The following is a 3841-nucleotide window of genomic DNA, read 5'->3' as shown; positions in this document are numbered from 1 at the left end:
TACGCTTATAACAAATGCATCAACACGATTTGCTACATTCGGCATTCTAGGTTTCTTTAGGTTTACCGTGTTAAGTGGTAAATTTGGACTTAATCTGCATGGTAGCAAACGTGTTATGCAGGCGTTATATTGCGAAAATAGTTAAGAGGATTTCATGGAAGAACAGTCTCAAATCTACTTGAATAAGTATCTAAGCTCACTTTCTGAAATTGAGCGTGAAAAGTATCAATCATTCAGTTCAGACTATTTCTGTGCTGATGAGCATAATGCCAATTTATGTGCAGAATTAATCCGAATCGGTCAAAAGACAGCAACTTGTAGCTTAAATGTTTGGTATGAATCTGGTGAAGAACCAATGCCAACTGTTGGTCATTTACAAGTGATCGTTGATTGGAATGGGAAACCAATTTGTATCATTGAAATTGATTCAATTGAAACGTGTAAATATAACGAAGTGACGGCTGAATTTGCTCATGCAGAAGGCGAGGGCGACCGTTCATTAAAATGGTGGCGTGAAGCTCATTGGCGTTTCTTTGCTGCTGAATGTTCAGAGTTAAATATTAAGCCTAGTGAGGATATGGTTCTTGTATTGGAACGATTTCATGTCGTTTATCAATAGGCAATATAACAAATGCATCAACACGATTTGCTACACTCGGCGTTGTCAGTTTGTCTTTAGTTTCAGTGATTAAGGCGTTAAAATTCAGCTAAGTCTGTATAGTAGCAAACGTGTTATGCAGGCGTTATATGCAAGGAGGCATTATGAGAAAAGCTTATCTGTTCGATTGGGGTGACACTTTAATGGTCGACTTTCCAAATACTCCAGGAAAAATGTGTGACTGGGAAACAGTTCAAGCCGTAGATGGTGCTTCTGAAATGTTAGCTTCGTTATCCCAGAAAGGACATTTGCTTTATGTGGCAACTGGTGCTGATGATTCCAGTGTTCAGGATATTGAATTGGCATTTGAACGAGTCGGGTTGTCTCAATTCATTTCTGGTTATTTCTGTAAATCAAATCTTGGTTTATCAAAAGGCAGTTCTGAATTTTATCAAAGAATAGCGAATAAATTAGGTGTTGAACCAAGTCAACTTACAATGGTTGGTGACTCACTTGAAAAAGACATTATCTCAGCGCAAGAGGCTGGTTTAAATGCAGTTTGGTTTAACCCGCGAGGATTGGGAAAAGAGAGTTACTCCAATTTTAGAACGATCTCTCAGCTTCATGAGTTAGGCATATAACAAATGCATCAACACGATTTGCTACACTCGGCGTTGTCAGTTTGCCTTTCGTTTCAGTGATTAAGGCAGTAAAATTCAGCTAAGTCTGTATCGTAGCAAACGTGTTATGCAAGCGTTAAGCGGTAATGAGGATATAAAATGGAATTAGAGTCATTTTTGGCTGGTTTGTGTGCATCCTTAGTTGGTGTTGTAGCAACCGTATGTTCTACCAATAAAGTAGAATCAATAAAACAAAATCGTGATGTGGAAAATGTAAAGAATGCACTATATGTAGAATTAAACGATCTTGCGAATGAGTGTTATGAAAATATCGATACTGTATATGACGTTTATGCAAGAGCGATAATGTATAAGAAAACGGGTAATGATGCTTTATTTAATTCGTACTCTTTACCACGTCCACCAGTTTTAATTGTATTAAATAATACTCTTGAAAAATGCTATGTCTATTTAACAAAAGATCAAAGGGACGCGATCAGAACTATATTATATCTTGTTGATAGGATGACTAAAGATCTTGAATCAATAGACGCTAAGGGGCCTTATAATCATAAGGATATTCAATCTGAGGACCTTTATGCTATTATTTCGATTTTAGGTGTTATATATCAGCTTGCCATAGCATTTAAAGAAGAAAAAGATAGATTTAAAAATAGCAATAAATCAGCAGATGTATTGTTTAAAGAAACGTTAACAATGAAAAAATTGTCATTAGATTGGTCAGATATTAGGGAATATTTGAAAACCGCTTAACAATCGCATCAACACGATTTGCTACATTCGGCATTATAGCTTTCTTTGAATTTACCGTATTAAGTGGTAAATTTAGGCTTGACCTGCATAGTAGCAAACGTGTTATGCAGGCGTTACACGAACTCTAAGATCGCTGTTTTTTGGCTCAGTTCAGCGATGGAACCATTTGATTTTTAGATGTAAAAGTAGGGTGGTTTTCCTTTTTCTTTGCTGCCTTTTAGATTTCATTTCATCAGGTTCGGCAAGTTAGCCCTTATTTCCCTAAGTTCATGGATTTCTGAAGCTAATTCACGCTTCAATTTTTCATGGTTTTGCCTCATTTTATTCTGCATCAGTGCTTTGCTCTCAGTATTTTCAATCCCAATTGTGGCGAGGATATTTGGTTTATCAGCTCCAAACTGGCTGAAGCCAAATCGTACAAATGGTGCTAGAAAAAGGATTGCTTCGTTTCGCAGTTTTTGTAGTTGAACGTTTCTTTTGTTCGCTAATTTAGCTTTTGTAATTTAGAATTGGTTTTTAAATATTATTGGTAAATCAGTTCTTTACCAATTAAAGCGAAGCGTTGACAAAGATCGTGTAACAAATGCATCAACACGATTTGCTACATTCGGCGTTGTCGGTTTGCCTTTAGTTTCAGTGATTAAGGCGTTAAAATTCAGGTAAGTCTGTATAGTAGCAAACGTGTTATGCAGGCGTTATATTCACAAAGCTTAAAAATTAAATCCGTATTAGCTCCGTACAAGTTGCACTTTGATTGTTTAAATCTTATACTCAAGTTAATTACGGAATTACTCCGTACGATTGGAGGTTTTATGGCTACTGCAAGACTTGATATCCGTTTGGATGAAGAAATCAAAGCTAAGGCTGAGAAAGCTTCAGCTTTACTTGGTTTAAAAAGCTTAACTGAATACGTTGTTCGTCTAATGGACGAAGATTCAACTCAGGTAATTTCTGAGCATGAAAGCATCACTGTTGAAGCAAATGTATTTGATCAATTCATGATTGCTTGTGACGAGGCTAAGGCTCCGAATAACGCATTACTTGAAGCGGCTGCATTTACTAAAAGTGGTGAGTTTAAGTGAGTTATTCCAAAACTTTCAAAGAGTTGGATAAATCACAGCACGATAGAGCATCATTTGACTGTGGGGAAAAAGAGTTAAATGATTTTATCCAAACTCAAGCTGCTAAACATATGCAAGCAGGTATCAGCCGCACAATGGTTTTGCCTGCTTTAGTGCCATTACCAAATCAGAAATATCCAATTTGTTCATTTTATAGTATTGCGCCAAGTTCGATTAGTCGTGATACGTTGCCACAATCGATGGCTAAAAAATTACCGCGCTATCCAGTTCCTGTTTTCCTTTTAGCTCAACTTGCAGTTCATAAAGAATTTCATGGAAGTGGGCTAGGTAAAGTTAGCTTAATCAAAGCTCTCGAATACCTTTGGGAAATTAACTCTCACATGAGAGCTTATGCCATTGTTGTTGATTGTTTAACTGAACAAGCAGAGTCATTCTACGCAAAATATGGTTTCGAGGTTCTTTGTGAAATCAATGGTCGTGTAAGAATGTTCATTCCGATGAAAACAGTCGGTCAGTTATTCACTTAGACGTAAGAGTGAATATAACAAATGCATCAACACGATTTGCTACACTCGGCATTCTAGGTTTCTTTGAGTTTACCGTATTAAGTGGTAAATTTGAGCTCAATCTGCATGGTAGCAAACGTGTTATGCAGGCGTTATAAGCTTAAATTGAAATGGTAATTACAGCGGATTTTTGGTTATTTTAAACTAGGCCAAGATAAGGATGTAAAGGTTAAATTAATGGAGATATCGTGGAAGTTTTAA

General features: G+C 36.6%; 6 protein-coding genes. All 6 read left to right on the top strand.

Annotated elements, in window-relative coordinates; genetic code table 11:
- Window positions 1–154: 154 nt before the first annotated feature.
- The 6 genes from HC728_RS19295 (at window position 155) to HC728_RS20305 (ending at window position 3738) form a co-directional block, all read left to right on the top strand.
- Window positions 155–619 (top strand): ASCH domain-containing protein, encoded by a 465-nt coding sequence (locus HC728_RS19295; RefSeq protein ID WP_190395945.1) that lies wholly within the window; start codon window positions 155–157, stop codon window positions 617–619.
- A 143-nt stretch (window positions 620–762) separates the two neighbouring features.
- Window positions 763–1239 (top strand): HAD family hydrolase, encoded by a 477-nt coding sequence (locus tag HC728_RS19290; RefSeq protein WP_190395944.1) that lies wholly within the window; start codon window positions 763–765, stop codon window positions 1237–1239.
- 138 nt (window positions 1240–1377) lie between these two features.
- Window positions 1378–1992, top strand: a complete 615-nt coding sequence (locus tag HC728_RS19285) for a hypothetical protein (RefSeq protein WP_190395943.1) — start codon at window positions 1378–1380, stop codon at window positions 1990–1992.
- Window positions 1993–2804: 812 nt separating this feature from the next.
- Window positions 2805–3074, top strand: a complete 270-nt coding sequence (locus HC728_RS19280) for a DUF1778 domain-containing protein (protein ID WP_061014470.1) — start codon at window positions 2805–2807, stop codon at window positions 3072–3074.
- Window positions 3071–3601 (top strand): GNAT family N-acetyltransferase, encoded by a 531-nt coding sequence (locus HC728_RS19275; RefSeq protein WP_190395942.1) that lies wholly within the window; start codon window positions 3071–3073, stop codon window positions 3599–3601. Before HC728_RS19280 ends, HC728_RS19275 begins: the two co-directional genes overlap by 4 nt.
- Window positions 3602–3609: 8 nt before the next feature.
- Entirely contained in the window at window positions 3610–3738 is a 129-nt protein-coding gene (locus tag HC728_RS20305; RefSeq protein ID WP_255507874.1) for a hypothetical protein, read from the top strand.
- The last annotated feature ends 103 nt before the right edge of the window (window positions 3739–3841 follow it).

The organism is Aliivibrio sp. S10_S31 (assembly GCF_014694495.1).
Lineage (GTDB): Bacteria > Pseudomonadota > Gammaproteobacteria > Enterobacterales > Vibrionaceae > Aliivibrio > Aliivibrio fischeri.
Note: the sequence above shows the minus strand (reverse complement) of the source record. Positions and strands in the feature narration are given on the sequence as shown.